This window comes from Burkholderia sp. MSMB2157WGS, assembly GCF_001532755.1.
Classification (GTDB): Bacteria; Pseudomonadota; Gammaproteobacteria; order Burkholderiales; family Burkholderiaceae; genus Burkholderia.
The window spans coordinates 60106-84724 of sequence record NZ_LPJG01000005.1 but is presented as its reverse complement, the minus strand read 5'-3'; the positions used below and the strand labels follow the sequence as shown (position 1 = coordinate 84724).

General features: G+C 67.0%; 21 protein-coding genes. 9 read left to right on the top strand and 12 right to left on the bottom strand.

The window, feature by feature from the left end; translation table 11 throughout:
- Positions 1-191 precede the first annotated feature (191 nt).
- The gene (locus WT53_RS01835; RefSeq protein WP_059827090.1) at positions 192-1877 is read right to left on the bottom strand and encodes a GMC family oxidoreductase; all 1686 of its coding nucleotides are present in this window, start codon (positions 1875-1877) and stop codon (positions 192-194) included.
- Positions 1878-2246: 369 nt separating this feature from the next.
- On the opposite strand from WT53_RS01835, the gene WT53_RS01830 reads away from it, so the two are divergent.
- Together WT53_RS01830 and WT53_RS01825 are read left to right on the top strand one after the other, a co-directional pair.
- A complete protein-coding gene (locus WT53_RS01830; RefSeq protein WP_060258283.1) occupies positions 2247-3146 on the top strand; it encodes a LysR family transcriptional regulator in 900 nt (299 codons plus the stop codon).
- A 194-nt stretch (positions 3147-3340) separates the two neighbouring features.
- Positions 3341-3874 carry a class IV adenylate cyclase gene (locus WT53_RS01825; RefSeq protein ID WP_059780430.1) on the top strand — a complete coding sequence of 178 codons (534 nt, stop codon included), beginning with the start codon at positions 3341-3343 and terminating at the stop codon, positions 3872-3874.
- Between the two features lie 64 nt (positions 3875-3938).
- On the opposite strand, the gene WT53_RS01820 is transcribed toward WT53_RS01825, so the two are convergent.
- On the bottom strand, positions 3939-4424 hold the full coding sequence (locus WT53_RS01820) for an Lrp/AsnC family transcriptional regulator (protein ID WP_006408082.1): 486 nt from the start codon (positions 4422-4424) through the stop codon (positions 3939-3941).
- Positions 4425-4562: 138 nt separating this feature from the next.
- Between WT53_RS01820 and phhA the strand changes: the two genes are divergently transcribed.
- Together phhA and WT53_RS01810 are read left to right on the top strand one after the other, a co-directional pair.
- A complete protein-coding gene (phhA, locus tag WT53_RS01815; protein ID WP_060258385.1) occupies positions 4563-5456 on the top strand; it encodes a phenylalanine 4-monooxygenase in 894 nt (297 codons plus the stop codon).
- 73 nt (positions 5457-5529) lie between these two features.
- Positions 5530-5907, top strand: a complete 378-nt coding sequence (locus tag WT53_RS01810; RefSeq protein WP_257127321.1) for a 4a-hydroxytetrahydrobiopterin dehydratase — start codon at positions 5530-5532, stop codon at positions 5905-5907.
- A 93-nt stretch (positions 5908-6000) separates the two neighbouring features.
- Here the strand turns inward: WT53_RS01810 and WT53_RS01805 are convergent, their stop codons facing one another.
- Positions 6001-6231, bottom strand: a complete 231-nt coding sequence (locus tag WT53_RS01805; protein WP_006401493.1) for a DUF3717 domain-containing protein — start codon at positions 6229-6231, stop codon at positions 6001-6003.
- Positions 6232-6353: 122 nt separating this feature from the next.
- Between WT53_RS01805 and WT53_RS01800 the strand changes: the two genes are divergently transcribed.
- Both WT53_RS01800 and WT53_RS01795 read left to right on the top strand, forming a co-directional pair.
- Positions 6354-7046, top strand: coding sequence for a response regulator transcription factor (locus tag WT53_RS01800; RefSeq protein ID WP_006401494.1), 693 nt, complete (start codon positions 6354-6356; stop codon positions 7044-7046).
- A gap of 117 nt (positions 7047-7163) precedes the next feature.
- Positions 7164-8648, top strand: coding sequence for a sensor histidine kinase (locus WT53_RS01795; protein WP_034209861.1), 1485 nt, complete (start codon positions 7164-7166; stop codon positions 8646-8648).
- A gap of 135 nt (positions 8649-8783) precedes the next feature.
- On the opposite strand, the gene WT53_RS01790 is transcribed toward WT53_RS01795, so the two are convergent.
- From WT53_RS01790 to mnmC, 7 genes are all read right to left on the bottom strand, one after another.
- Positions 8784-9314 (bottom strand): SET domain-containing protein, encoded by a 531-nt coding sequence (locus WT53_RS01790; protein WP_060258280.1) that lies wholly within the window; start codon positions 9312-9314, stop codon positions 8784-8786.
- A gap of 177 nt (positions 9315-9491) precedes the next feature.
- Entirely contained in the window at positions 9492-10604 is a 1113-nt protein-coding gene (locus WT53_RS01785) for an NADH:flavin oxidoreductase/NADH oxidase (protein WP_059827086.1), read from the bottom strand.
- Between the two features lie 210 nt (positions 10605-10814).
- Positions 10815-11525, bottom strand: a complete 711-nt coding sequence (locus tag WT53_RS01780) for a glutamine amidotransferase (RefSeq protein WP_060258382.1) — start codon at positions 11523-11525, stop codon at positions 10815-10817.
- 28 nt (positions 11526-11553) lie between these two features.
- Complete coding sequence (locus WT53_RS01775; protein WP_034209663.1) at positions 11554-12192, bottom strand: MarR family winged helix-turn-helix transcriptional regulator; 639 nt, start codon at positions 12190-12192, stop codon at positions 11554-11556.
- Between the two features lie 507 nt (positions 12193-12699).
- Positions 12700-13815: a YbdK family carboxylate-amine ligase gene (locus WT53_RS01770; protein WP_060258277.1), complete on the bottom strand. Its 1116-nt coding sequence runs from the start codon at positions 13813-13815 to the stop codon at positions 12700-12702.
- A 14-nt stretch (positions 13816-13829) separates the two neighbouring features.
- Positions 13830-15044: a cation:proton antiporter gene (locus tag WT53_RS01765; protein WP_034209665.1), complete on the bottom strand. Its 1215-nt coding sequence runs from the start codon at positions 15042-15044 to the stop codon at positions 13830-13832.
- 669 nt (positions 15045-15713) lie between these two features.
- Positions 15714-17645 (bottom strand): bifunctional tRNA (5-methylaminomethyl-2-thiouridine)(34)-methyltransferase MnmD/FAD-dependent 5-carboxymethylaminomethyl-2-thiouridine(34) oxidoreductase MnmC, encoded by a 1932-nt coding sequence (gene mnmC / locus WT53_RS01760; RefSeq protein WP_060258274.1) that lies wholly within the window; start codon positions 17643-17645, stop codon positions 15714-15716.
- Positions 17646-18033: 388 nt separating this feature from the next.
- Here mnmC and WT53_RS01755 point away from each other — a divergent pair, with 388 nt between their 5' ends.
- Positions 18034-18312, top strand: a complete 279-nt coding sequence (locus WT53_RS01755; protein ID WP_006401505.1) for an HU family DNA-binding protein — start codon at positions 18034-18036, stop codon at positions 18310-18312.
- Between the two features lie 131 nt (positions 18313-18443).
- Here WT53_RS01755 and WT53_RS01750 read toward each other — a convergent pair whose 3' ends face one another.
- Both WT53_RS01750 and WT53_RS01745 read right to left on the bottom strand, forming a co-directional pair.
- Positions 18444-19754, bottom strand: a complete 1311-nt coding sequence (locus WT53_RS01750) for a GTP-binding protein (protein ID WP_060258378.1) — start codon at positions 19752-19754, stop codon at positions 18444-18446.
- A 158-nt stretch (positions 19755-19912) separates the two neighbouring features.
- Positions 19913-20398 carry a lytic transglycosylase domain-containing protein gene (locus WT53_RS01745; RefSeq protein ID WP_034209667.1) on the bottom strand — a complete coding sequence of 162 codons (486 nt, stop codon included), beginning with the start codon at positions 20396-20398 and terminating at the stop codon, positions 19913-19915.
- Positions 20399-20778: 380 nt separating this feature from the next.
- Between WT53_RS01745 and gspD the strand changes: the two genes are divergently transcribed.
- Both gspD and gspE read left to right on the top strand, forming a co-directional pair.
- Entirely contained in the window at positions 20779-23121 is a 2343-nt protein-coding gene (gene gspD, locus WT53_RS01740) for a type II secretion system secretin GspD (protein ID WP_060258270.1), read from the top strand.
- Entirely contained in the window at positions 23118-24617 is a 1500-nt protein-coding gene (gene gspE / locus WT53_RS01735; RefSeq protein WP_034209669.1) for a type II secretion system ATPase GspE, read from the top strand. Before gspD ends, gspE begins: the two co-directional genes overlap by 4 nt.
- Positions 24618-24619: the final 2 nt, after the last annotated feature.

Genomic DNA, 24619 nt, shown 5'->3' with positions numbered 1-24619 from the left:
TTTTTTTGATACGTGCATCATCACGCGTTGACCGGTTGCAGGACGTGGCACGCACATGCCGAAAAAAAGCCGCGCGACGGCGCGGCTCGCACGGATCTTGCCGTTCGAGCGAAAGCGACGGCAGCTTGTTTCGCATATCGAAGCAGCGGGCAGTCGCATGACGGCCTGCCGACACGCGTGTCAGCGGGCCGTCATGCTGCCGTCACCGCGGCCTCGGTGCGCACCGGCGTCGTTTCGCGCGCCGCACGGCGGTCGGCACGAATCATGTCGCTCGCGCGCTCGGCGATCATCAGCGTCGGCGAATTGGTGTTGCCCGACGTGATGAACGGCATCACCGACGCATCGACGATCCGCAACCCGGCGATGCCGCGCACCCGCAGCCGGCTGTCGACTACCGCGCGCTCGTCGTCGGCGCGCCCCATCCGGCAGGTGCCGACCGGGTGGAAGATCGTCGTGCCGACGGCGCCGGCCGCCTCGATCAGTTCGGCCTCCGTCCGGTACTGCGGGCCCGGCAGGACTTCCTCGGGACGATAGCGCGCGAGCGCCGGCGCGGACGCGATCCGGCGCGTGAGGCGCAGCGCGTTCGCGGCGACGTGCCGATCGTGATCGGTCGACAGATAGTTCGGCGCGATCGCCGGTGCGCTGCCCGGATCGGCGCTCGTGACGTGCACGCTGCCGCGCGACGTCGGCCGCAAATGGCAGACCGACGCCGTGAAGGCGTTGAAGCCGTGCAGCGGCTCGCCGAAGCGTTCGAGCGACAGCGGCTGCACGTGGTACTGGAGATCGGGGCGCGTGAGTGCGGGATCGTCCGGGTCCGATTTCGCGAATGCGCCCAGTTGCGACGGCGCCATCGACATCGGCCCGCGCTGCAGCAACGCATATTCGGCGCCGATCATCAGCTTGCCCCACCAGTGCGCGGACAGCGTGTTGAGCGTGCGCACACCGTCGACGCGAAACGCCATCCGCAATTGCAGGTGGTCCTGCAGGTTTTCGCCGACGCCCGGCAGATCCTGCACGACGTCGATGCCGAGCGCCTGCAGCCGCCGGCCGTCGCCGATGCCCGACAGTTCGAGCAGTTGCGGCGAATTCACCGCGCCCGACGTCAGCAGCACTTCCGCCCGCGCCCGCGCGACGTAATCGGCGCCGCCGCCGCGGTACTCGACGCCGACCGCGCGCCGCCCGTCGAAGATCACGCGCTGCGCGTGCGCGCCGGTGATCACGGTCAGGTTCGGGCGCACCATCGCGGGCCGCAGGAACGCCTTCGACGTATTCCAGCGCACGCCGCGCTTCTGGTTCACTTCGAAGTAACCGACCCCGGCATTGTCGCCGCGGTTGAAATCGTCTGTGGCGGGGATGCCCGTCTGCTGCGCGGCCTGCGCGAACGATTCGAGGATCTCCCAGCGCAGCCGCTGCTTCTCGACGCGCCAGTAGCCGCCCGCGCCGTGCGCGTCGCTCGCGCCCGCATGGTGATCTTCGCTGCGCTTGAAGATCGGCAGCACGCTGTCCCACGACCAGCCGGCGTCGCCGGTTTCCTGTGCCCAGTTGTCGTAGTCCTCGCGCTGGCCGCGCATGTAGATCATCCCGTTGATCGACGAGCAGCCGCCGAGCACGCGGCCGCGCGGATACGACAGTGCGCGGCCGTTGAGCGCCGCTTCGGGTTGCGTCTTGTACAGCCAGTCGGTGCGCGGGTTGCCGATGCAGTACAGATAGCCGACCGGGATATGAATCCAGTGATAGTCGTCCTTGCCGCCCGCTTCGAGGAGCAGCACGCTGATATCGGGATCCTCGGTCAGGCGGTTCGCGAGCACGCAGCCTGCGGTGCCCGCGCCGACGATCACGTAGTCGAATTCGCCTTCGAGCGTGCGTTGAGTAGTAATCACTGTTTGTCTCCTGTCGACCAGCGTTGGCGCTTCAGCGCCTACGCTGGTCCCATGGCGTGGCCGGACGGAGTCAGCACTCCAACGCTTACTCCATCCCCACGGCGGTCGACCCGAGTTAGTGCTTCAGCCCTTACCCGGCCCCCATGACGTGGCTGGACGAAGTCAGCGCTTCAGCGCTTACTGCGCTCCATGCAAACCTCTTTGTTGTGCACCGCGCGGCGCAATACCGCGCGCATTTTCAGCATAGTGCGTCGCGCCGCGCCTGCGGCCTGCGCGCCACGACCCGATGAAGCGTACTCCCGCGCCCGGCCGCCGATCCAATGAGTTATGCTGAACTGCGTTATAAGCCGCGCTCATATCACGACGATGGATCTCACCCTGCTCCGCGCGTTCGCGACGGTCGCGCGCGAAGGCAACCTGACGCGCGCGGCCGCGCAACTGCACCTGACGCAACCGGCCGTCAGCCTCCAGATCAAGCATCTGCAGGAAACGCTCGGTGTCGCGCTGTTCACGCGCACGTCGCGCGGGCTCGCGCTCACGCGCGACGGCCAGACGCTGCTGCCGCATGCGGAACGCGCGCTCGCCGCCGCCGCCGACGTGCAGCGCGCCGCGGCCGCGCTGCGGCACGAGGTGCGCGGCCGGTTGCGGATCGGCACGATTCTCGACCCGGAGTTCCTGCGGCTCGGCGGCTTCCTGCGCGCGCTGGTCGAGACCCATCCGCAGATCGAGACCGCGCTGCGCCACGGGATGTCGGGCTGGGTGATCGAACAGGTGCGCGCGCAGGCGCTCGACGTCGGCTACTACATCGGCCGGCCGGGCGAGGACGATCCGCTCGACGGCGCGCTGTTCCACACCCTCGCGCTCATGCATTTCGAGTACCGCGTGCTCGCGCCGGCCGGCTGGAAGGAGCGCGTGCAGCGCGCGCACGACTGGAGCGCGCTCGCCGCGCTGCCGTGGATCTGGACGCCGCCGGCGTCCGCGCACCATCGGTTGCTGTCGCGGCGTTTCGCGGACGCCGGCGCGCAGCCGGTGAAGGTCGCCGAGGTCGACCAGGAACAATCGATGCTCGACCTCGTCAAATCGGGGATCGGGTTGACGCTCGCGCGCGATTCGACCGCGCTAGCCGAAGCGCACGCGCATGCGCTGACGATCGTCGAGCGCGTGACGGTGCCGACCGAACTGACGTTCGTGACGCTCGCCGAGCGGCGCGACGAACCGGCGATCGCGGCCGCGCTGCGGCTGATCGAAGCGCAGTGGGCGATATGAGCGTGGCTGATGTCGATGCGGCCGGTCGCGCAGCGGGTTTCGGTGCCCGACGCATTCCGCGGATCGCCGTTGCGGATCGATCGCCCGCCCCGCGTCGTGTCGCCGCGTGCCGTCCGCTCGTCACGCCACCATCGCAGGCTTTTTGCTAGATTGTGCGTTCGCACACCGCGAGACCCCGATTGAAGGAGACCCGCATGGCCCGCAACATCGAGATCAAAGCCCGCGCCCGTGAATTCGACCGGCTGCGCGAACAGGCGGCTCAGCTCGCGACCGAAGCGCCGTTGTTCTATCGCCAGCAGGATTTCTTCTACGACGTGCCGCGCGGCCGGCTGAAGCTGCGCCGCTTCGAGGACGGCACGCCGGCCGAACTGATCTTCTATCAGCGCGACGATCGCGACGGCCCGAAGGCGTCGTACTACACGCGCAGCCCGGTGACGAACCCCGATGCGATGCATTCGCTGCTCGCGACCGCGCTGACCACGCGCGGGATCGTGACGAAGGAACGGCACGTGTACCTCGCGGGCCGCACGCGCATCCACCTCGACCGCGTCGACGGGCTCGGCGATTTCATCGAGCTCGAAGTCGTGCTCGGCCCGGACGACGACGAAGCCGGCGGCGAAGCCGAAGCGCACGAGGTGTTCGCGAAGCTCGGCGTGGCGCAAGACGATCTCGTCGCGGTCGCGTACGTCGATCTGCTGAACGCCGACGCCCACCCCGAAACGGCCTGACCCGGCCCCGCCGACGGCGCCCCGCGCGGGCCGCCCTCGGCGCCGGCGCCGCGGCCCCTTCCCGTCACGCGGCGCCGGGCGCCAGATGCGCGAGCGGTAGCGCGCCGTTGCGCTTGAAGGTCGTCAGCACGATGTTCGAGCGCACGCTGTCGACGCCCGGTACGCGCATCAGCTTCTTCATCACGAACTGCGACAGCGCGTTGAGATCCGGCGCGACGATCCGCAGCAGGTAGTCGGCATCGCCCACCACCGCATGGCATTCGAGCACTTCCGGCAGCACGTCGATCTGTTGCTGGAACTGCTCGATGATCGAATCGCCGTGATGCTTGAGCTTCAGGCTCGTGAACGCGGTCACGCCGAGCCCGAGCTTTTCGGGCCGCAGCATCACGCGGTAGCCTTCGATCACGCCGGCCGCCTCGAGCCGCTGCAGCCGCCGGCCGATCTGCGACGGCGACAGCGGCACCTCCTCGCCCAGCTGCTGATGGGTCGCGCGACCGAAGCGCTGCAGCACGTCCAGCAGCGCGAGATCGAAGTGATCGAGTTCCAGCATGAGTATTCTCCGCATTGATTCTTGATTTAATGCGCGATTATCGCATTATCGAGCAATTCAACGCCAACTATGCGCCCAATCCGCGCGCAGCCCGCTCTACACTTGCATGATCTCAACCCCAGCGTGCAGAGCCTGATCATGTCCACCGTCGTCACCGCGAAACTGCAGGAGCAGTTCGACGCGGGCCTCGAAACCCGCGCCGATTTCACCATCGACCAGCCGCTTCAGCGCTACGGCCAGGTCGACCACGCGGTGTGGAAGCAGCTCTATGCACGCCAGTCGACCCTGCTGCGCGGTCGCGCGTGCGATGCATTCGTCGCCGGGCTCGGCAAGATCGAGCTGCCGGCCGATCGCGTGCCGTCGTTCGCCGACGTGAACCGCCAGTTGAAGCCCGTGACCGGCTGGGAAATCGTGGCGGTGCCGGGCCTCGTGCCCGACCGCGTGTTCTTCGAGCACCTCGCGAACCGGCGTTTTCCCGTCACCTGGTGGATGCGCCGTCCCGACCAGCTCGACTACCTGCAGGAACCCGACTGCTTCCACGACCTGTTCGGCCACGTGCCGTTGCTGATCGATCCGGTGTTCGCCGACTACATGCAGGCGTATGGCCGCACCGCGCTCGCGGTCGCCGACGACGAAGCGGCGCTGGCGCGGCTCGCGCGCCTCTATTGGTATACGGTGGAATTCGGGCTGATCCGGGACCCGCGCGGGGTCGACGGGCTGTCGATCTACGGCGCCGGGATCGTATCGAGCAAGGGCGAAAGCCTGTACAGCCTCGAAAGCGCGGCGCCGAACCGGCTCGGGTTCGACCTCGAGCGCGTGATGCGCACGCAGTACCGGATCGACACGTTCCAGAAGACCTACTTCGTGATCGACGATTTCACGCAGCTGTTCGCGCTCGCCGACGTCGACGGCCGCGCCCTGGCCAGCCGGCTCGCGGCGCTACCCGAATTTCCGGCCGGCGCGGTGCTCGAGACCGACCGCGTGCTGCATCGCGGCACGGGCGAGGGTTGGCCGGACGACGACGACGTGTAATGCGCCGGGTGCCGCGGCGCCCGCCGGCCGCCCGTCGCCGGCTGCCCGTCGCCCTTCCCGCAACTATGAAACAATGAACGACGCCGGCTTCGCCGCGCGGCGCAGCCGCGGGCGGACGCCGTTACCGAACGAGAGGTGCAAGATGATCCACAAGCTCACATCCGAAGAACGCAAGACCCGGCTCGAAGGCCTGCCGCTCTGGACGGCCGTGCCGGGCCGCGACGCGATCCAGCGCCGCCTGCGCTTCGCCGATTTCAACGAGGCATTCGGCTTCATGACGCGTGTCGCGATCAAGGCGCAGGAGATGAATCACCATCCGGAATGGTTCAACGTGTACAACCGCGTCGACGTCACGCTGTCGACCCACGACGCCGACGGGCTGACCGAACGCGACATCGAACTCGCGCGGTTCATCGACGGCGCCGCCGCGCACGCGCAACCGGGCGCCTGAGTATCGCCTCTACCGCCGCGCGTCCTTTCGATGCGCGGCGCGTCAACTTTTCATTTCGCTAAACGTTTTCTAGGATGTACTCAGCGAAAGCCTTCAGCTTTCCAAGCCATCCTTAAGGCGCACGTAAGTCTCGTACGCTTTCCGCGCCTTGGGGTCCAATCCTTCCAGTTGCAGCGCGCTTTCGCGCTGTACAATCAGCAGCGCATACGGCTTGGAGAGCGCGCTGGCCTCTTCGCAGAGTTTGAGTTCGTCGCCGCTCGACGGCGAGCGGGCGCGCCAGAAATTGATCGCGGCTTCTAGGTCGTGGATCGAAATATCGGACATGATTGGATCTAATCGTTCGCTGGCCGCCATGCTTGATGTCAGGCGATGCGGCGTCCCTGTGGAAACGGCTTCGTGCTGTCCGCGTGCCTGAACCGCCAACCCATTGTACTTGAGCGAACTTCATGCGACTCCTTCTGATCGAAGACGACCGCCCCATCGCACGCGGTATCCAGAGCAGCCTCGAGCAGGCTGGCTTCACCGTCGACATGGTGCATGACGGCATTTTTGCCGAGCAGGCGCTGGCACAGAACCGCCACGAACTCGTGATCCTCGACCTCGGCCTGCCGGGCATCGACGGGATGACGCTGCTCACGCGCTTTCGCCAGACCAACCGCCACACGCCCGTGATCGTGCTGACCGCGCGCGACGAGCTGAACGACCGGATCCAGGGCCTGAACTCCGGCGCCGACGACTACATGCTCAAGCCGTTCGAGCCGGCCGAACTCGAAGCGCGCATCCGCGCGGTGATGCGCCGCAGCGGCCCGCACAGCGACATGCCGCGTCCGGAAGTGTCGCTCGGCGGCGTTCGCCTGTCGGGCGTCGACCGCCGCATCTTCAACGACGACAAGCCGCTCGAACTGTCGCCGCGCGAATTCGCGGTGCTCGAGATGCTGCTGCTGCGTCACGGCCGTGTCGTCAGCAAGGCCCAGTTGCAGGATCACCTCACGCACTTCGGCGGCGATCTCGGCGACACCGCGATCGAAGTCTACGTGCACCGCGTACGCAAGAAACTCGAACAGTGCCGGGTCGAAATCGTCACGGTGCGCGGCTTCGGCTACCTGCTGCAGGAAATCCGCCAAACGGCGAGCGTCTGAGCGACGCGCGCGCCGGTCGGCCGCGTGCCGCCGGCGCATGCGCTGCTCCGCGTCGCCGCGCCCGGCGCACGACCGCGCCGCTCCCCGTGAGCGGCGCTTATCCATTTGCCCGTCGAAATGTCCCCTGATCCGGCTGTGACCACCAGCCTGCGCCGCTCGCTGCTCCGGCGCCTCGCCGCGCCGCTGTCGATGCTCGCGCTGATGAGCGGCCTGATCGCCTACTGGCTCGCGTGGCAATACACGCAGCACGTGATCGACCGCTCGCTCGCCGATCTCGCGACCGCCATCTCCAAACAGATCCAGATCGCCGGCCCCGACGCGCCGTTCACGGTGCCGCCGCTCGCGCAGGCGATGTTCTCCGATCCGGCCGAAGCGCTGATCTACCGGATCAGCGACGGCGAGCAGGAACTCGCCGGCGATCCGAAGCTGCCGCTGCAGGGCATCAACGTGCGCCGCATGCATCATGCGTACGTGTTCGAGGCCGAATACGACAACCGCGCGGTGCGGGTCGCGCAGGTGCGCGTCGACAACGTCGAAGGCGGCCGGCCGATGGTCGTCGAAGTCGCGCAGCCGGTGCGGCACCGCTACCGGATCGCGGCCGAATTCCTCGTCGCGATCATGATGCCGCTGCTGCTGTTGCTGCTCGCGGGCTGGGGCATCGTGTGGCGCGTCGTGAACCAGCAACTGGGCCCGCTCACGCATCTGGCCGATTCGCTGAACCGGCAGACCCACACGTCGCTGGAACCGGTCGACGAAACCGACGTGCCGCTGGAGATCCGGCCCCTGACGAGCGCGATGAACGCGCTACTCGGCCGTCTGAAGACCGCGCTCGACGCGCAGCGCAAGTTCATCGCCGATGCCGCCCACCAGTTGCGCACGCCGCTCACCGCGGTGAAGCTGCATGCCGAGCAGGCGGTGGTCGCGCGCGACCCGCACCAGACCTTCGCCGCGGTGCGCGAGCTGCGCGCGGCCGCGGACCGCGCGGTGCGGCTGTCCAACCAGTTGCTGTCGCTCGCGCGTGCCGAGCCGGGCGAACAGGCCGCGCGCTTCGTCGACGTCGATCTCGCGGCGATGGCGTTCGAGACGGGCGCCGAATGGGTGCCGCGCGCGCTCGCGTCGCATGTCGACCTCGGCTTCCAGCGCAGCGACGACGCGGGCGACGACGAGACGCTGATCGTGCGCGGCAACCCCGTGCTGCTGCGCGAGGTGATCGCGAACCTGCTCGACAATGCGCTGAAGTACGTGCCGCTCGCGCGGCCGGACGGCGCGCGGATCACGGTAAACGTCGCGCGCGCCGCGCTCGAGGACAGCCAGCCTGCCGCCGAGATCGTCGTCGAGGACAACGGCCCCGGCGTGCCCGCGAACCAGCAGGCCGACCTGTTCAAACGCTTCTTCCGCGGCGACGCGCAAAGCGGCAACGGCGTCGAAACGGGCGCCGGGCTGGGGCTCGCGATCGTGCACGACATCATCGCGATGCACGGCGGCACCGTGTCGTACGAGGATGCACCGGAAGGCGGCTCGCGCTTCGTGGTGAGGGTGCCGCTCGCCGCGCGCACGGAGAAGCCGGCCGGCGAAACGCCGGCTGCGGCGCCGACGCACTGAGCGATTCGCGGCGGGCGGCCGTCGGTCCGTCGACCGGGCGGCCCGCCGGAGAACGAAAGCGAACGACGGCCCGCTACAACGCGCCAACCGTCGGCCGAAACGACAGCGGCAGCGCGAAATGCGCTGCCGCCTGCATCACTTCCGGTTCTTCTTGTCCTTCGAACCGGACGCGGATTTGCCGTCCTTCTTGTCCTTCTTCTTTTTCTTCTTCCCGCCTTCGTCGGACGTCGCGAGCAACGTGCCGCGGCACGACTCCGCCCCGCAGTGGCACGCGTATTCGCGCTTGAGCTTCTTCGTCAGCTTCGCGTCGATCACGAGGCCGTAGTCGTAGAACAGCTCCTCTTCCGGCGCGATGTCGCGCAGCGCGTGGATGTACACGCGGCCCTTGACTTCCTCGGCTTCGCAGTTCGGCGCGCACGAATGGTTGATCCAGCGCGCGCTGTTGCCGTCGATCTTGCCGTCGATCACGCCGCCTTCGTCGAGTGCGAAGTAGAACGTATGATTCGGCTCGCTCGGGTCGTGCGGATGACGACGCAGCGCTTCCTTCCACGAGATTCGCTCGCCCTTGTATTCCACTACGCGCTCGCCGGCCTTGATCGCCGCCACGGCGAACACGCCCTTGCCGTGTACTCCCGAGCGGCGCACCGCGATCCTGCGTGAACTCATCGAACGAATCCTTGTGAAGACGACTTGTATGGAAGCGACCGCGAACGCGGCCGGGCGCCGCGCCAAACGAAAACGCGGCACCGGTCGGTGCCGCGTCGGGGCATGCGGCGAATCACCCGCATCCTACACGTTCAAGATTGCTTCGTTCAACATCGCGCGCAATATTGCGCGATGCGCTCAGCGCTGGCCGAATGCGACGTCGCCGAACAGCGCCTTGTGCTCGCGCGGCTGCGAGCGCCAGTATTGCGGCGGCGCCGTCACCTGCGCGCCGAGTTCGGCCGCCGCGTGCCACGGCCAGCGCGGGTCGTACAGCATCGCACGCGCCATCGCGACGAGATCGGCATCGCCGGCCTCGATCAGCCGGTTCGCATGCTCGGGTTCGTTGATCAGGCCGACCGCGATCGTCGGCATGCCGACCGCCCGCTTCACGGCCTGCGCGAACGGCACCTGGTAGCCGGGCGACAGCGGAATCTTCTGCAGCGGCGACACGCCGCCGGACGACACGTCGATCCAGTCGCAGCCGCGGCGCTTCAGTTCGTGCGCGAACGCGATCGTATCGTCGAGCTCCCAGCCGCCTTCGACCCAGTCGGTCGCGGACACGCGCACGCCGACCGGCCGGTCTTCCGGAAACGCGGCACGCACGATCTCGAAGATCTCGAGCGGAAACCGCATCCGGTTTTCGCGCGAGCCGCCGTATTCGTCGGTGCGCCGGTTCGCGAGCGGAGACAGGAACTGATGCAGCAAGTAGCCGTGCGCCGCATGCACTTCGATCGCATCGATGCCGAGCCGCGCAGCCCGCCTGGCCGACGCCGCGAAGGCTTCCCGGATGCGGTTCAGGCCCGCGGCATCGAGTGCGAGCGGCGGCGTCTCGCCGTCCTTGTGCGGCACGGCCGACGGCCCGTGCGGCAACCAGCCGCCCTCGGCGACCGGCACGAGCTGGCCGCCTTCCCACGGCGCTGCGCTCGACGCCTTGCGCCCCGCATGCGACAACTGCATCGCGACGCGGACCGGCGAATGCTTGCGGATCGCGGCCAGCACCGGCTTCAGCGCGGCTTCGGTCACGTCGTCCCACAGGCCGAGGTCGCCATGCGTGATGCGCCCGTCGGGTTCCACCGCGGTCGCTTCGATGCACAGCAGCCCCGCGCCCGACAGCGCGAGATGGCCGAGGTGAATCATGTGCCAGTCGGTCGCTTCGCCGCGTTCGGCCGAGTACTGGCACATCGGGGAGATCACGATCCGGTTCGGAAGGGTCACGCCGCGCAGCGTGAACGGGGAAAACAGCGCAGTCATGGAAGCCGCTCGCCAGGAAAGGGAAAGAGCGGACGAGCGTAGCACGCACGCTCGAAGCGTGCAGACGGCGCGATCGACAGTAAGCGGATGGTCAGGTGCGGCCGGCCGGATGCCGGCGATGCGCGGAATGTGCGGTGTCCGGCGACGCGCCGGCCCGCATCGGATGCAGGCCGGGCTCAACCGTTGCAGCGGGCGGGGCTGCCCGCGACGTCAGAGCCCGACGCTGTCGAGCCACTCCGCGAACATGCGCCGTGCGGCCGTCTCGAGCGCGGGGCCGTGCTGCGCGGTATCGGCACGCAGCTGGCGCGCGTCGATGCCGGGCGTCGCGGTGATTTCGCCGGCGTTCGCGATCAGCCACGGTTCGAACCGATCGGTACGGATCTCGGGATGACATTGCAACGCCAGCACGTGCTGCCCCCATGCGAATGCCTGGTGGCGACAGGCCGGCGTCGACGCGAGATGGATCGCACCGCCCGGCAGGTCGAACGTATCGCCATGCCAGTGCAGCATCGACGTCGCCGTACCGTCGAGATGGCGCAACGGCGACGCGCGGCCAGCGTCGGTGAGCGTCAGCGGCGCCCAGCCGAGTTCGTGCCGGGCAGCCGGATAGACGTGCGCCCCGAGCGCCCGCGCGATGAACTGCGCGCCGAGGCAGATGCCGAGGATCGGCAGCCCCGCGTCGATGCGCTGGCGCACGAGCGCCAGGAGCGGCGCGATCGTCGGATACTGCGCATCGTCGTACACGCTGAGCGGCCCGCCGAGCACGACGAGCAGCGACGGCTCGAGCACGTCGAGCACCTCGACCCGCGACGATCCGACATCGACATAGCGCACCCGTCGACCGCGTTCGCCGAGCACCTGCTCGAAGCTCCCGAGATCCTCGAAATGCACGTGGCGGATCGCCACGACTTCAGCGTTCATCATCGGCCTCCCGGTCGATCGACGGACGTCAGCCAGCGAAAATCTTCCAGGTCTTCTTCTGCGTCGCCGCGTCGGCTTCTTCCTGCACCGCGCAGTCGAGACGCAGATCGCTGTCGGACATCGAGATGTCGAGCGCCGCGCAGTGATGCACGGTCTTCTTCGACAGCTTGCCCGGCTGGAAATGCGTGCACGTGAGGCACATGCGTTGCGGCGGCGTCGCGCCGGCCACCTGCAGCTCGCGCAGCGTCTTCAGCAGCGCGCGATACAGTGTGCCCTGCTCGTCCGCGCCGAGCTTGCCGACCGCTTTCGTCAGGAATTCAGGCCATTGCAGTGCCTTCTTCGCGGCCGTGCGGCCACGCGCCGACAGGCGCACGGCCAGTGCCCGGCCGTCGTCCAGCGCACGGCGCTTCTCGACGAGCCCCTTCGTCTCGAGCGTGCTGACCGCATCGCTCGTCGTGGCCGCAGTGAGCTGCGTCTCGCGCGCGATCTCGCCGAGCCGCATCGGGCCCTTGCGCTGCAACAGCAGCACGAGAATCTCGCCCTGCGTCGGCGTGAGGCCAGCGCCTTCCGCCCAATCCCATGCCTCGCTCCGCATGGCCGTGCTCAACCGCAGCAAGCTGTGGGTCACACGTCCCGCAGCCTGGTTCCCGTAAACGCCTTCGCTCATAGTCTTTTCGCTTTTCCGCCGCCCGGTTGGCCGAGCGGCCGTAGTGTGGAGATCGAATCCCGTCTCAAAACAGACGCACGCTCTCGAATGCGTCAGCACGGCCGTCGCGAGGCACACGCGGCGGTCGCGTTCGCGGCGACCGGAGAGACACGCATCGTTTCCGGCATCCGCAAAGCCGACATTCTAAGCGAGAGCGGAAAATCGCACAGCTAAGTTATCCCCTGCACACTGTGGAAAATCACTGGATAACCGCAATTTTTCGTTGTGCGCTCAATGTCGCGTGCCCGCGAAGCAGGGTGCGCCGGTATTTTCCCGTTCGAATCGGCCCCCGGCCGCACGCGGGTGATCCACCGGGTTATCCCGCCCGCAGAGCGTTGACTTTGCAGTGGAATATCGGGTTATCCACAGATTTTCAGGACGACTGGCGACGCGTTCGGCCGGACACGGCAGCGCGCGCCATTCAGCGAATCGCGCCGCGGTCGATCCCGCAATCTGCAAAACATTTTTTCACCCGCGCCAACGTAAGCACTGCTGCCGGACCGTCTCGTTCAGCGATTTTTCCTGTTTGAAAACGGTTCTCAACCACGATGCGTCGTTCACGCGCGCCTTCGCGAGCGCGCCGATCTCGTCGAGCGCCGCGCGCGAACCGAGCGCGGCCGCATGCGGCGCGATCCGGTCGAGCGTGTCGAGGATGTCTTCCGCGATCGTGCGGCGCTCACCCGTCTGAGGATTCACGCAGGTGCCCTCGAGCCCGAAGCGGCACGCTTCGAAACGGTTGAACGTATAGACGAGGTAATCGTCCTCCGACAGCTTCAGCGGTCGGTCGGTCAGCAGGTAGCGTGCGAGCGTCTGGATGTAGCAGGCGATCGCCGCCGCGCGATCGACCGACAGCGGCGTATCCATCACGCGCACCTCGATCGTGCCGTAGCCGGGCTTCGGCCGGATATCCCAGTAGAAGTCCTTCATCGAGTTGACGACGCCCGTGTTCACCATCTTCGTGAAGTACTCCTCGAAGCCGTCCCACGTCAGCACGAACGGCGCGCGGCCCGACAGCGGGAACGCGAACACCGAATTCAGGCGTGCCGAATGGAAGCCCGTATCGACGTTCTGCACGAACGGCGACGACGCGGACAGCGCGATGAAGTGCGGAATGAAGCGCGACATCGAGTGCAGCAGGAACAGCGCGCTGTCGGGATCGGGGCAACCGATGTGCACGTGCTGGCCGAACACGGTGAACTGCTTCGCGAGATAGCCGTACAGCTCGGAGATGTACTGGAAGCGCGGCGCATCGTAGATCTGCCGGTCGCTCCATTGCTGGAACGCATGCGTGCCGCCGCCGGCCAGCCCGACGTTGAGCTGGTCGGCCGCCTTCACGAGCACGTCGCGGATCGCATGCAGCTCGCTGACGGCCTGCTCGTGCGAATGGCAGATGCCGGTCGACAGCTCGATCATGCTTTCGGTGATTTCCGGCGTGATGTTGCCCGGAAAGGTCTCGTCCTGGATCAGCCGCATCAGGTCGGATGCCGCTTTGGTCAGATCGTAATTGTGCGTGTTGACGACCTGGATCTCCAGTTCGACGCCGAACGTGAACGGTTCGGAATTGACGAAGGTTTCGAGTGCCATGGCAGGTTCCGGAATCAGTTGCCGTCGCTGCGTTCGCCGACCGCCGACAGGCAGCGGTAGACGACGAACGGGCTGACGAGCTGCAGGATCACGATCGAGCACATCACGATCGCGCGCAGGTGCGGGTCGAAATTCGGATAAAGCTGGTAGGTGTCGTCGACGAGCAGGTACGACAGCGCGGACATCGGCGTGAGCGCGATGCCGAGCGCGACGCCCTGCTTCATCCCGAGACCGCTCGGCTTCGCGAACGCGACCACGCCGGCCAGCTTCGCGGCGAGCCGCGTGACGATCAGCACGATCGCGAGCAACCCGCCGAGCGCGATGTCGCCCCACGTGAACGACGTGAGCGTCAGCACGAACAGCACCACCGTCAGCAGCCAGCCGGCCGTGCCGAAATGCTCGGGCCACAGCTGCGGCCGCGCTTCGAGGTTCTTCACGATGATGCCGGCGAGCAGCAGCGTGAGCAGCGTCGACAGCTTCAACGCCTGCGCGACGGCAATCGCGAGCATCACGAGCCCGAACAGCGCGACGAACGAATGCTCGTCGCGCATCGTCGCGGTCATGTGGCGGAACAGGTAATTGCACGAACGCGCGACCAGATACGCGACGATGAACGAACCGGCGAGCAGGTAAAGCGGTTGCAGGATCGTCGCGAAAACGTTGCCGTACGCTTCCTGGTGCAGCCAGCTCGTCACGAGCTTGGTCAGCACGATCGCGTACACGCTGTTGAGCGCGGTGAGCGTGATGAGGCGTTGCGACACCTGCCCTTCCGCGCGCAGTTCGGTCTTGAGCTGGATCACCATCGACGGCGACGTCGCGATCGCGATCGCCGACAGCACCAGCGCGACCATCCCCGATACGCCGAGCGCGAGCATCACGAACAGCACGAGCACGAACGTGAGCGTGGCTTCCGCGAGGCTCGACGCGACGAGCCACGGATTGCGCCGGATCCAGCGCAGGTCGAGGCGGCTGCCGAGTTCGAACAGCAGCAGGCCGAGCGCGACGTCCATCAGCAGCCGCGAGGTTTCGTCGGTGCTCGCGTCGATCACGCCGAAGCCGAACGAACCGGCGATCAGGCCGATCACGGCATAGCCGGTGATGCGCGGCAGACGCCACGCGCGATAGCACAGCTCGCCGCACAGGCCGGCTGCAAACAGCGCGAGCCCGGCCCAGAACACGGCATCCGGCGCGAGCGGCCAGTTGGGCAGGAATGAGAACGCCGACTTCATCGTGGTGACTTCTCCTTTGGAAGCAACCGCCAGCGACGCGGGGTCAAGCGACAGGAATGGATACGCGCCGGCTGGGTATTGCCCCGAATGTGATTGTTGTGCTCGACGACGGCGGTACATGGGGTCCGCCTGTTCCGCCACAGGGTGGAACGTCGTTCAGGTTGCCGATCTGGATTGTCGGCCTGGTGTGTGAACGGACTGGCGGACTCGAAGATTCAGATTCGAAATCGTGCCGACCGTTCCGTTGAAGCATGTCCGGCGCCTGGCCGAACGAACGCGAAGGAAACCGATTGTGCCACAGCTTTTTCGTTCCGGAACCGACCGAATCGACTCGCGGCGCTGTGCGGCACCACAGGTTTTTGGTTTCAAAGGTTTACTCGTATATATACGTAGTAGAAGTTAACAAAGGACGCACAGTTCTGTGGATAACTCCAGTTTACGCTGTTGGATCAATGCGTTGGCGAAACCATAACCGGTTGCACAGGCTGTTCGTGCACAGACGTTTGAGTTGAGCAACTTTCGGGCCGCTTCACGGCTGTGCGGAGTTGCCCAGTTTACGTCCACTGTGATTACACACGAAGTGCGCGCGGATTCCGCGTGGTTATCCACAGCATTGCGTGGATAACCTTGCGCGGGAAAATCGGGAAACTGTGAGGAAGACGCGGCCGGTCAGCCCGTCGAACCGACGCGGCGTGCGCGCAGCGCGCGGATCAGGAAGCGGGCGGGATCGACCGCGTCGGCGAGTTCGCGCTCGAGCGGCCACGGCTCGCCTTCGAGTTGCGAGGCGATCAGCTCGGCGCCGAGCGCGGCCCACACGAGGCCGCGCGAACCGAAGCCGAATGCGCCGTAGAGGCCGGGCAGGCGCGGCAGGTCGCGCGCCTGCGCACCGCCGAGCGCGCGGGCGTTCGCGGTGGCCTGCGCTTCGTTGGCGAGCGGGCCGACGAGCGGCAGGCGGTCGCCGACGACCCAGCGGAACGCCACGCGCCCGCGCAGCGTGGCGGGGTCCGGCAGATCGCCGATCAGGCCCGGCAGCAGATGTCGCACGCGTTCGAGGTTCTCGACGTGGCCGGCCGTACGCATCGCGGGATCGGTGTCGTCGGGTTCGAACGTCGCGCCGATCAGCAGCGTGCCGTCGGCGAGCGGGACCGCGTAACCGTCGCCGATCGCCGGGCACGGCAGCGGCGCCGTCGTGCCCGGCGGCAACAGCGTGAGCTGGCCGCGCACCGGTTGCAGCGCGACATGCCGCAGCCCGGCAAGACGCGCGGCGTCGCCCGCGTTCGCGAGCACGACGACGGGCGCATCGGCCAGCGTGGCGCCGGTATCGTCGAGCGCATGCCAGGTGTCGCCCCGTCGTTCGAGCCGCGCGACGCAGGTGGACGCAAGCAGGCGCACGCGCTCGCCGGCCGCCGCATATTGCGCGGCGCACAGCCCGGCCGGCCAGACGGCGCCGCCTTGCGGAAACAGCAGGCCGCCATGCGCGACCGGCAGATTCAGGTGCGCACGCGCGGCATCGGCATCGAGCAGCGTCACGTAGTCGGACGGCGCGCCGAACGCATCGAACGCATCGCGCATCCGCGCGAAATCGTCGGCCGATTCGGCCAGATGGATCATCCCGTGCGTGCTGCGTGCGAACGCATGCCCTGCGCGTTCGAGGGCGTGCCAGCGTGCCAGTGCGTGCAGGAAGCCGCCGCGCGTGAGCCGGCTCGCGACGTTGTCGTCGCGCGTCATCAACGGATGGAAAACCCCGGCCGGGTTGCCCGACGCTTCGCTGGCGATCCGTTCGTGCCGCTCGATCAGCGTGACGTCCCAGCCGCGCGCAGCCAGGCGTTCGACCACCGCGCAGCCGGCGAGGCCCGCACCGATCACGATCGCACGGCGCGCTGCAACGGGCAGTGCACGCGGTGGCTCGTGCCGGCGCGCGCGCCAGCGCGGCGCATATTCGCCGACGAGACGATCGTCGACTTCGCGGAACGTGAAACCCGTTTCGCCGAGCGCGTGTTTCACGTCGTCGGACTTTGCATGGGTCGCAAACGTCGCGTGTTCGCCGGCGATTTTCGCGAGTGCGCGGATCCCGTCGGCCGAGGCCGCGGCGCCATCGAGAAAAAACGCGTCGGCGCGCGCGACGAGCTTCTTCGACAGCTCGATCGCATCGCCGAACGCGAGCGTGAGCACCACGCGCCCTTCGTCGAATTCGAGCCGGTGCAGGCCCGGCACGAGGATCGGCCAAGCATCGATCAATGCATCGGCGTCTGCCGATATGGTTGTGTCTGCAACCATATGCGAAACCGCGCGGCGCAGGTCGTCGCGCGAGAACGGGTGCGGCTCTAGCGCGACGACATGCAGCCGTTCGCAGCGCGCAGGATCGTCGCGCCACGCGGCCCAGGCTGCGAGGAAGCCGGCGCCCGCGCCGAATCGGGTCGTGACGATCGTGAACGTTCGACGGCGCTGCCAGCGCGCGGGCAGCCCGTTGCCCGCGACGAATGCGCGATGCGCGTGCGCGAGCGTGCCCGATGCGCCGCGATGGAACTCGCCGAACTCGGGCGAGACGAGCGTGCCGTCGTCGCGAAGTGCGAGCGTGGCGTAAACAAGTCGGTCGGGCATGCGAAACAAAAAACGTGGCAGCCAAGCCTGGCAAGGGATTGCGGGAGGCCGTCCGACCGGCCGTTGGAAAAGGGCAACGGGGCGACGGACGGGCGGACCCCGCTGCGTATCCTGTCCGGTTGGCGCAGGTCAAAAAACGGGCAATCGACGATTCATTCGGCGAAATACCGATGAAAATCTTTGAAACCCTTGTCGTTATTGGGTTTGCGCTGCGCTATCATAGCAACGCCGTACCGCGGGGTGGCCGCCGGCAAGCCGGAGGGCGCGTCGCGCGGGCCAGGATTCGGCGCTGTGTCGTCGGAGTCTGACTCTCGACGGCACGGTTCGCGCACGTATAATCGGCGCGTTCGCGCTGTTCGTGTCAACCTAACCTGATAAAGGAACCTTAATGAACAAACAGGAACTGATCGACGCCGTCGCCGCCCAAACGGGCGCCAGCAAGGCTCAAACCGGCGAAACGCTGGACACGCTGCTCGAAGTCATCAAGAAGGCCGTGTCGAAGGGTGATGCGGTTCAGCTGATCGGCTTCGGCAGCTTCGGTTCGGGCAAGCGCGCAGCACGTACGGGCCGCAACCCGAAGACGGGCGAAACCATCAAGATCCCGGCAGCCAAGACGGTCAAGTTCACGGCCGGCAAGGCGTTCAAGGATGCCGTCAACAAGCGTTAAATCCGCGCCTGTTCCAGAAAAAAACCCGCCTCTCGGCGGGTTTTTTGTTGGACGCGCGCGGCATTTTCGCCACAGTTCGCGCCGCTCTTGCAAAAATTAACGGTTATTTTTACGAGCCGTTACCACGCGCTTCACGCGTGCACGATCTGCGTGTCGCCGTGATCGTCGTCGTGCGAATCGACGTCCCACGCCGGGAACGGATCGTCGAACGCCGCCCATCCCGTCGCGCCGAGCGCGAACTCCGCATCGGTCAGCAGGCATGCGTCGAGTTTCGCGCGCCACGCATCGGCGTCGAGTGCGATGCCGATCAGCACGAGTTCCTGCCGGCGATCGCCGACCGTGCGATCGTCGAGATCGCCCAGCCATTCGGCGCGGATTTCAGCGAGCAGCTCGTCGTCGTCCGGCCATTCCGCGCGATCCTGCGCGGCCCACCACGAACCCGCCGGCCCGTGCCGGCATACGCCGCCCGCCTGCGACAGCGAACCCGCGATGTCGTTGCGCGTCGCGAGCCAGAAGAAACCCTTGCTGCGCAGCACGCCCGGCCACTCCTGATGCAACAGCGCCCAGAGCCGTGCCGGGTGAAACGGCCGGCGCGCGCGGTAAACGAAATTGCCGATCCCGAATTCGTCGGCTTCGCCGTGCACGTGCGCATGATGGTCGTCCTGGCAGTCGGGGTCGTCGCAATGCGTGTGAGCACGGTCGAGCGACGCGAGCCAGCCCGGCGCATTCGCGGCTTCGTCGAAATCGAAGCGGCCGGTGTTCAGCACTTCGTCGAGCGGCACGTTGCCGAACGTCGACACGACCTGGTGCGCGCGCGGATTGAGGCGCGCGAGGATGTGCTGCAGGCGCGCGAGATCGTCCGCGCCGACCAGGTCGGCCTTGTTGATCACCAGCACGTCGCAGAATTCGATCTGCTCGATCAGCAGCTCGACGAGCGTGCGGTCGTCGTCTTCCGACGCGGCGATGCCGCGCGTCGCGAGCGCGTCGTCGGAGCCGTAGTCGCGCAGGAAGTTGTACGCGTCGACCACGGTGACGAGCGTGTCGAGCCGCGCGATGGCCGACAGCGACGTGCCGTCGTCGTCGACGAACGTGAACGTTTCGGCGATCGGCATCGGCTCCGCGATACCGGTCGATTCGATCATGATCGCGTCGAAGCGGCCTTCGGACGCGAGGTTGCGGATCTCGACGAGCAGGTCGTCGCGCAGCGTGCAGCAGATGCAGCCGTTCGACATCTCGACGAGGCGTTCCTCGACGTGCGACAGCGCCTGCGCATCGCGCACGAGCGACGCGTCGATGTTGACCGCCGCGAGATCGTTGACGATCACCGCGACTTTCAGGCCCGCGCGGTTCGCGAGCACGTGGTTGAGCAGCGTGGTCTTGCCGGCGCCGAGGAAGCCGGACAGCACGGTGACGGGCAACGGCTGTTTCATTGCCGGATTCATGATGATATGCACCAACGGAAAAGATGAAAAAGCGGCCGCGGCGCCCTGCGGGGGCGCGACCGGCCCGCACGCGGGCGAAACGGCGGCGTCAGCCCGCATTGTGCATCAAACGCGCGCCGGCCGGCCGGCGCGGCGTCGGCCGGCGCCGCCGCGCGGCATCACTGCGCGGCCGGAGTAGCCTGGGCGGCCTGAGCGGTCTGCTGGGGCGGCAGCAGCTTCCATTGCGTCAGGATGCCGGCGATCTGCCGCGCGTACTTGTCGCGCAGCGACGGCGTTTCCGAATGATAGGCGCCGACCGCCTGCCACGTGTTGCCGTAGCGGTTCATCTTCTGCCGGAGATGCCACGCGGCGATGTACACGTTCTTGCACGGTTCCATCAGCGTGTCGCGGCCGATCCCGTAGCGCGACAGCGTCGGCAGGTGGATCGAATTGATCTGCATCAGGCCGTAGTCGACCGAGCCGTTCGTATTCTTGTTCAGCGCATCGGGCCGGTTGCGCGACTCCTGCCACGCTATCGCGCGCAGGATCAGCGGATTGACCTGCTGGTATTTGGCTGCTTCGTCGAAACAATCCGCGCGTGCGTTGCCGCTGGCGAACCACGCGCCGGCGGCGATCAACGCGATCGAAGCGAACCGTCTGTTCATCGTGCGGAAACGAAAAGGAATTGCGCGGGGCTCGGGGAAAACCCGTGCCCGTTATTAGTGCGACGAGAAACGCGCCGCCCGTATCATACCGGCAGACCGTCGGAGTGCGACAGGCAGGAATACGAGAGCCCGGTTATACCGCATTTCCGTGTCGGTTCATCGCGAAACGGGAGCGACGACGGAGGCGACGGCCGGCATGCGGAGTGTGACATCGATCCTTACATCTTGCATACGACATGCCGGATACATGTCGTATGTGAGACAGTCTTCGGATCAATGTGATATTTCGGACATGAAAAACTGCTAATGTCGCCTCTTTCGGACCTGGATCCCAGCACTACCGCCGGAAGTGGCCTGAGCCGGCATCGACCCATTCATCCATGACAAGAAATCGCTTCGTTATGCGGCGTATCGCCACGACCCTGCTCGTGGCCGGCATCATCGTCTCGCAGGCCGCCTATGCTCAGGTCACGCTCAACTTCGTGAATGCGGATATCGACCAGGTCGCGAAAGCGATCGGCGCCGCGACCGGCAAGACCATCATCGTCGATCCCCGCGTGAAGGGGCAGCTCAATCTCGTGGCCGAACGGCCGGTGCCGGAAGACCAGGCGTTGAAGACGCTGCAGTCCGCGCTGCGCATGCAGGGCTTCGCGCTCGTACAGGATCACGGCGTGCTGAAGGTCGTGCCGGAAGCCGATGCGAAGCTGCAGGGCGTGCCGACCTATGTCGGCAATGCGCCGCAGGCGCGCGGCGACCAGGTGATCACGCAGGTGTTCGAGCTGCACAACGAATCGGCGAACAACCTGCTGCCCGTGCTGCGGCCGCTGATCTCGCCGAACAACACGGTGACCGCCTACCCGGCGAACAACACGATCGTCGTGACCGACTACGCGGACAACGTGCGCCGCATCGCGCAGATCATCGCGGGCGTCGACAGCGCCGCGGGCGCGCAGGTGCAGGTCGTGCCGCTGCGCAACGCGAACGCGATCGACCTCGCCGCGCAGCTGCAGAAAATGCTCGATCCGGGCGCGATCGGCAACAGCGACGCGACGCTGAAGGTGTCGGTCACGGCCGACCCGCGCACCAACTCGCTGATGCTGCGTGCGTCGAGCGCGTCGCGCCTCGCGGCCGCGAAGCGCCTCGTGCAGCAGCTCGACGCGCCGAGCGCGGTGCCCGGCAACATGCACGTCGTGCCGCTGCGCAACGCCGATGCGGTCAAGCTCGCGAAGACGCTGCGCGGGATGCTCGGCAAGGGCGGCAACGACAGCGGCTCGTCGGCATCGTCCAACGATGCGAACAGCTTCAACCAGAACGGCGGCTCGTCGTCGAGCGGCAACTTCTCGACCGGCACGTCGGGCACCCCGCCGCTGCCGTCGGGCGGCCTCGGCGGCTCGTCGTCTTCGTCGGCGTACGGCGGCGGCTCGTCCGGCGGCGGCGGGCTCGGCACGGGCGGCCTGCTCGGCGGCGACAAGGACAAGAGCGACGACAACCAGCCGGGCGGGATGATCCAGGCCGACTCGGCGACCAACTCGCTGATCATCACCGCGTCCGATCCGGTTTACCGGAACCTGCGCTCGGTGATCGACCAGCTCGACGCACGGCGTGCGCAGGTCTATATCGAAGCGCTGATCGTCGAGCTCAATTCGAATACGTCCGGCAACCTCGGCATCCAGTGGCAGGTGGCGAGCGGCCAGTTTCTCGGCGGCACGAACCTGAATCCGTCGGGGGGTCTGGGCAACAGCATCGTCAACCTGACGGCCGGCGGTTTGACCAATGCCGCCGGCGGGATCACCGGCGGCGGGCTGGCCGCCAATCTCGGGCAGTTGTCGCAAGGGCTCAACATCGGCTGGCTGCACAACATGTTCGGCGTGCAGGGGCTCGGCGCGCTGTTGCAGTACTTTGCGGGCGTGAGCGACGCGAACGTGCTGTCGACGCCGAACCTGATCACGCTCGACAACGAGGAAGCGAAGATCGTCGTCGGCCAGAACGTGCCGATCGCGACCGGTTCGTATTCGAACCTGACGAGCGGCACCACGAGCAACGCGTTCAATACGTACGACCGCCGCGACGTCGGCCTGACGCTGCACGTGAAACCGCAGATCACCGACGGCGGGATCCTGAAGCTGCAGCTCTACACGGAGGATTCGGCGGTCGTCAGCGGCACCACGAACGCGCAGACCGGGCCGACCTTCACGAAGCGCTCGATCCAGTCGACGATCCTGGCCGACAACGGCGAGATCATCGTGCTCGGCGGCCTGATGCAGGACAACTACCAGGTGTCGAACAGCAAGGTGCCGCTGCTCGGCGACATCCCGTGGATCGGCCAGTTGTTCCGCTCCGAAACGAAGCTGCGTCAGAAGACCAACCTGATGGTATTCCTGCGCCCGGTGATCATCTCCGATCGCAGTACCGCGCAGGAAGTGACGGCCAACCGCTACGACTACATTCAGGGCGTGACGGGCGCATACAAGTCGGACAACAACGTGATGCGCGACAAGGACGACCCGGTCGTCCCGCCGATGCCGATCGGCCCGAGCCAGGGCGGCACGGCCGCGGGCAACCTGTTCGATCTCGACAAGATGCGTCGCCAGCAGCTGCAGCGCCAGGTGGCGCCGGTGCCGGCCCAGCCGTTGCCGGAGGCGACGCCCGCGCAGCCGCAGAGCGTGCCGCAGCAGGCGGTGCCGCAACAACCGCTGACCACCGCGCCGGGAGCCTCGCAGTGAGCGACGTGCTCGCGTCTTCCACTCACGACGGCGCGCCGGGCGAACGCCAGCCGCCGTCGCCGCTCGCCGCGCGCCTGCTGCCGTACGGCTTCGCGAAGAGCGGCCAGGTGCTGATCGCGCATCAGCTCGACGACACGCTCGAGGTGTGGATCAGCGAACGCACGAGCGACGCCGCGCTCGCGGAAATCGCGCGCAACTTCGGCTCGATCGCCGTGCATCGCGTGCCGGCCGACGAGCTCGCGCAGGCGATCAACCAGGCCTATGCGCGCCAGGACGGCAGCGCCGCGCAGGTGGTCGGCGAGGTCGAGGGCGAAGTCGACCTGTCGCGGCTGATGCAGGACATCCCCGAGGTCGAGGATCTGCTCGAATCGGAAGACGACGCGCCGATCATCCGGATGATCAACGCGCTGCTCACGCAAGCGGCACGCGAACAGGCGTCGGACATTCACATCGAGCCGTTCGAGAATGCGTCGGTCGTGCGCTTTCGCGTCGACGGCACGCTGCGCGACGTCGTGCGCCCGAAGAAGGCGCTGCACGGCGCGCTGATCTCGCGGATCAAGATCATGGCGCAGCTCGACATCGCGGAGAAGCGCCTGCCGCAGGACGGCCGCATCACGCTGCGCGTCGGCGGCCGGCCGGTCGACGTGCGCGTGTCGACGCTGCCGACCGGGCACGGCGAGCGCGCGGTGCTGCGTCTGCTTGAAAAGGATGCGCAGCGCCTGAACCTCGAAGCGCTCGGGATGGGCCGCGACACGCTCGTGCAGTTCGACAAGCTGATCGCGCGCCCGCACGGCATCGTGCTCGTCACCGGCCCGACCGGTTCGGGCAAGACGACCACGCTGTACGCGTCGATGTCGCGGCTCGAAACCGCGACGACCAACATCATGACCGTCGAGGACCCGATCGAATACGACCTGTCCGGCATCGGCCAGACGCAGGTGAACGAGCGGATCGGGATGACCTTTGCCCGCGCGCTGCGCTCGATCCTGCGCCAGGACCCGGACGTGATCATGATCGGTGAAATCCGCGACCTCGAAACCGCGCAGATCGCGGTGCAGGCGTCGCTGACGGGCCACCTCGTGCTCGCGACGCTGCACACGAACGATGCGGCGTCCGCCGTCACGCGCCTGACCGACATGGGCGTCGAGCCGTACCTGCTCGCGTCGTCGCTGCTCGGCGTGCTCGCGCAGCGCCTCGTGCGCCAGCTCTGCCCGGTCTGCAAGGAGGAGCGGCACGAGGACGGCCGCACCGTGTGGCATCCGGTCGGTTGCGACAAGTGCGGGCATTCGGGCTACGCGGGCCGGCGCGGGGTCTACGAACTGCTGCTGGTCGACGAGTCGATCCGCACGCTGATTCACCGCAACGCGGCCGATGCCGAGATCCTGGCCGCCGGCCGCGCGCAAGGCATGCGCACGCTGCGCGACGACGCGGAGCGTTGGCTCGCGGCCGGCGCGACGTCGCTCGAGGAAGTGCTGCGCGTGACGGGAGGCGCATAGCG

Coding starts and splice junctions, on each gene's coding strand:
- WT53_RS01805 (WP_006401493.1), bottom strand. CDS start 6,231: ATGTCCGATATTTCGATCCACGACCTAGAAGCCGCGATCAATTTCTGG.
- WT53_RS01775 (WP_034209663.1), bottom strand. CDS start 12,192: ATGAGCGAAGGCGTTTACGGGAACCAGGCTGCGGGACGTGTGACCCAC.
- WT53_RS01800 (WP_006401494.1), top strand. CDS start 6,354: ATGCGACTCCTTCTGATCGAAGACGACCGCCCCATCGCACGCGGTATC.
- WT53_RS01765 (WP_034209665.1), bottom strand. CDS start 15,044: ATGAAGTCGGCGTTCTCATTCCTGCCCAACTGGCCGCTCGCGCCGGAT.
- WT53_RS01780 (WP_060258382.1), bottom strand. CDS start 11,525: ATGAACGCTGAAGTCGTGGCGATCCGCCACGTGCATTTCGAGGATCTC.
- WT53_RS01795 (WP_034209861.1), top strand. CDS start 7,164: ATGTCCCCTGATCCGGCTGTGACCACCAGCCTGCGCCGCTCGCTGCTC.
- WT53_RS01770 (WP_060258277.1), bottom strand. CDS start 13,815: ATGGCACTCGAAACCTTCGTCAATTCCGAACCGTTCACGTTCGGCGTC.
- WT53_RS01790 (WP_060258280.1), bottom strand. CDS start 9,314: ATGAGTTCACGCAGGATCGCGGTGCGCCGCTCGGGAGTACACGGCAAG.
- WT53_RS01830 (WP_060258283.1), top strand. CDS start 2,247: ATGGATCTCACCCTGCTCCGCGCGTTCGCGACGGTCGCGCGCGAAGGC.
- WT53_RS01750 (WP_060258378.1), bottom strand. CDS start 19,754: ATGAATCCGGCAATGAAACAGCCGTTGCCCGTCACCGTGCTGTCCGGC.
- WT53_RS01810 (WP_257127321.1), top strand. CDS start 5,530: ATGAACGACGCCGGCTTCGCCGCGCGGCGCAGCCGCGGGCGGACGCCG.
- mnmC (WP_060258274.1), bottom strand. CDS start 17,645: ATGCCCGACCGACTTGTTTACGCCACGCTCGCACTTCGCGACGACGGC.
- gspD (WP_060258270.1), top strand. CDS start 20,779: ATGACAAGAAATCGCTTCGTTATGCGGCGTATCGCCACGACCCTGCTC.
- WT53_RS01745 (WP_034209667.1), bottom strand. CDS start 20,398: ATGAACAGACGGTTCGCTTCGATCGCGTTGATCGCCGCCGGCGCGTGG.
- phhA (WP_060258385.1), top strand. CDS start 4,563: ATGTCCACCGTCGTCACCGCGAAACTGCAGGAGCAGTTCGACGCGGGC.
- WT53_RS01755 (WP_006401505.1), top strand. CDS start 18,034: ATGAACAAACAGGAACTGATCGACGCCGTCGCCGCCCAAACGGGCGCC.
- WT53_RS01785 (WP_059827086.1), bottom strand. CDS start 10,604: ATGACTGCGCTGTTTTCCCCGTTCACGCTGCGCGGCGTGACCCTTCCG.
- WT53_RS01820 (WP_006408082.1), bottom strand. CDS start 4,424: ATGCTGGAACTCGATCACTTCGATCTCGCGCTGCTGGACGTGCTGCAG.
- WT53_RS01825 (WP_059780430.1), top strand. CDS start 3,341: ATGGCCCGCAACATCGAGATCAAAGCCCGCGCCCGTGAATTCGACCGG.